Below are 3,262 nucleotides of genomic sequence, written 5' to 3'. Positions count from 1 at the left end.
TCGAACAGCTCGGACATGCAGCACCTCCAGCCCCAACCCTAGCGTGAAGCGCACATATCGCGTACCAAACGCGTACAGACAGCGTAAACGGTGGTGGAGGTCCACGGTTGGTCGGAGGTCCACGGTTGGTTGGAGGTTCACGGTTGACCCTCAGAACCAAGTCGTGGCTGGTGACCCATGACGCGTGAGGTCGACCGACGGTTATGAGAGTTGCAGACCAACGGACCGGGCAGGGCATGGGCGGCAGGAAACGGCAGCTGGCGCCGTCGGAGGCGGGGCCGATGCTCCTGGCAGGTGGGGTGTGGCGGGCGGCACCGCTGCAAGGTGAGATGACGCAGTCGTTCCTGAGCCGGGTCGCTGCACGCTATGGCGCAGGGCCCAGGGATCTTCTGGCGGCCATCGCTGAGGCGGGCGGGCTGTCGAACATCACGGGCCAGACGCGGTCGGACAGCGAGGTGTATCCGAACCGGCAGGCCCGGGAACGGGTGTCCCAGCTGTGCCGAGTTCCGGAAAATCATCTGCGGCACTGCCTGCCTGGGCACAGGAGGAGCCACGAAAGCGGTTCGCCTCAGGCCCGGCAGCGCAGTTTCATCACACCCCGGAGAAGGTCGTGCCCTGGGGCCGGCGTGTCCCGAGCGCGCCGCGCGGCCAGCCGAGCGCACCGAGGGCACGCGCTTGCACCTGGAACCGCAGCAGCAGCGGGTACGCACGCCGCACCACCGGTCGCTGCGCCGCCTTCCCCGCCCGTCTCGGCGGCCAAGAGCCCTTCCGTGACCTCGTCAACGCCATGGAAGGCGCCCTCGACCTGCGCCACCACCGGCCCGGAACCCTCCCCACACTGGCCCCCTACCTGCATGAGCGCACCGCCGGCCGCATCGGCAGCCTCATCCGCCAGGCCGTCATCACCGCCCTCACCGACGGCACCGAACGCATCACCAAAACCACCCTCGAAGCAGTCCGCCTGGACCACCTCGCCGAACAGCACTACCGGCCCCACCCCCGGCCCCGGCCCCGGCCCCGGCCCCGGAGCACCAACACCTCGTGAGCCGGACAGACATCACGGTCCGTGCCACAACAGGGACCGGCACCGCACAGCGCATCGCCGTCTCGGGGGGATGGCTTCAGATCCCGTCAGCCGCACCGGGCGTGTTCCGCATACGGCCCCTTTCCGGCGAAGCAACCGCCTCCTCCACCCAACGCCTCGCCGACACCTACCAGCTGACGCTGCCCCAGCTCCTCGACGGTGCCGACATCACCCTCCACCGCCAGGGCACCCCTCCAGCGGCCGAACTCCACCTCAGCCACACCGCGGCCCAGCACCTCGCCATCCTGGCCCGCGCCCCGCTCCCCCGCCTGACGCGCGCTCCACCCCCACCTCGCCCCCAGCTACGACGCCCACGACACCGCGGCGGCCGCGCGCTGGAAGCAACGCGAGGCCGCACAGCCCGTCCGCGCCTGCACGCTGTGCACCCGCCACCGCAGTCACGGCATCACCGACACCGCCCGGGTTCATCCGGCACCGCAGGGCCCGGTGTGCCCGCGCCACCAGCAAGCCGCTCCAGACCCACGACTCAGCTCCACCGTCCACACCCACGGTGCGCCCGAACTCGCCACCGCGCACCACGCCCACCAGCACCCGCTACGGCACCCCCGTGCCGCCACCGCCTGGACCGCAGCACGCGCCGTCACCCCACGCTGGTACGACCACCAGCCACACCTCGCCCACCGCTGGCATCCCCGCCTCAACCAGCTGTGCGAGGCAAACCGCCACCTGACCAGTACAGGCAGCGCCACCCCCTGCGCTCCTGACCCGCGACTTGATGATCTATCCGGAAACCGTTGCCCTCACCCACGCACTCGCCACCCCGCCGAACCGGCCACATCGCACCACCAACGACGCCCTCACCCTCATCGCCCGCCGACCCGGCCTCACCCGCCTGACTCCCAACGCCAACGACCCACTCCACGTCTTCCTCACCCACACACGCCGCTGACCAGCCAAAACGAACTCCAAAGGCCCGCAGGAAACACAGCCAGCCACAGACGCACCACGACATCCACCGGAAACCCAAGATCATTCCCACACCACTACCGGACCGCAGGCCAAGCGCCCGAACAAACAAACCGAACACGGCACCAGACCACGCCCATCACGCCCCAACGCAGCCGCTTTCACCATCCCGAGTCCCACCCTCAAAGCCGGGACACCAGGCCCGAACGACCAAGCCCCTGAAGATCAATACTCCGTCACAACGGCGGACGAACGGGGAAACGGACGTCTCCTGCGCCGGGGAACTGGCAGAAAGCCCTATGGAAGCGCTGTCCGAGAACGACCCCGGGCAGTGCCCGGCCTGGTAGATCAGCTGACAGCGGATCTGGAGCACACTGATCGCTGTCGAGGAGGACGGTCGCATCACCCTGGGCATGGCATCCGCCCCTGCCCTGGGCCGCCGATGGTGGGCCAGAGCGGACTCAGGCTCCTGGACAGGCCCGTGCTCTTCTCATTCAGAGGCTGCTGCGCAGCGGTTGGCTCTCACCGAAGGCAAAACAGCCCAGAACGCGGTTATCGGCATCTGGCCACCTCCGCCCAGACTGAACCAGCACGAACGCGTCGTGGCCATGAGAATCGCCCGGGCCGTCACACACGTCCGGCCGCTGCTCGATGGGACTGCCGCGGAACCCATCGCACGGGCGCCCCGCAAACCGACCACCGGGTCCGGCACCTGCCATGGCGCCCTCCTGGTCGCGACCGGTCAGCTGGACGCCTTCCTCCTCCTGGGAGCCGGCCCGTGGGACATCGCCGCGCTGATCCCCATCGTCCAAGAAGCCGGCGGCACGTTCAGCGACCTCAGCGGCCAGAACCGGACCGATACGGGCGCCGCGCTGTCCGCCCGCCGTGGACTGCACCAACGGCTCCTGGACATCGCGGTCACCACTCATCTGAGCGCCCAATCCCCCCAGAGACTTTGCATCGCTGTGAGCAGCGGCTACGGGACAGTCCCCGGCAAGCACTTTCGACACACCCCTAGGGCGTGTTGCGAAAGTCCCGCCTGCCGCGCGACGCCATGCACGCTCCCCCAGCCTTCGGCCGGGGGGGACCCCCAGAGCACGCACCTGACGCCGCGCGGCCCGCCCTCCGGGCGGACGACGGGACTTTCGCAACACGCCCTAGAGCGTGTCTCCTTGATCCGCTCGTCGGTTGATCAGATATGTCCGTCCGGCTAGTGATCACTGATGCGATGTGGGACCGAATCGAGCCGTT

2 protein-coding genes and 2 pseudogenes are annotated in these 3,262 nt (G+C 68.9%); all 4 read left to right on the top strand.

What is annotated here, in order from left to right:
• Window positions 1-203: 203 nt before the first annotated feature.
• Window positions 204-557: pseudogene (locus tag AB0G52_RS40825) on the top strand (hypothetical protein); the annotation flags it as partial.
• Window positions 558-727: 170 nt separating this feature from the next.
• A pseudogene (locus AB0G52_RS40820) lies at window positions 728-1,045 on the top strand (ATP/GTP-binding protein); the annotation flags it as partial.
• Window positions 1,046-1,820: 775 nt separating this feature from the next.
• Window positions 1,821-1,994 carry a hypothetical protein gene (locus AB0G52_RS40815; protein ID WP_165939571.1) on the top strand — a complete coding sequence of 58 codons (174 nt, stop codon included), beginning with the start codon at window positions 1,821-1,823 and terminating at the stop codon, window positions 1,992-1,994.
• A 379-nt stretch (window positions 1,995-2,373) separates the two neighbouring features.
• Window positions 2,374-3,225: an inositol monophosphatase family protein gene (locus tag AB0G52_RS40810; RefSeq protein WP_361344312.1), complete on the top strand. Its 852-nt coding sequence runs from the start codon at window positions 2,374-2,376 to the stop codon at window positions 3,223-3,225.
• Window positions 3,226-3,262: the final 37 nt, after the last annotated feature.

This window comes from Streptomyces sp. NPDC021562 (assembly GCF_040640875.1).
In the GTDB taxonomy this organism is placed as follows: domain Bacteria; phylum Actinomycetota; class Actinomycetes; order Streptomycetales; family Streptomycetaceae; genus Streptomyces.
Note: the sequence above shows the minus strand (reverse complement) of the source record. Positions and strands in the feature narration are given on the sequence as shown.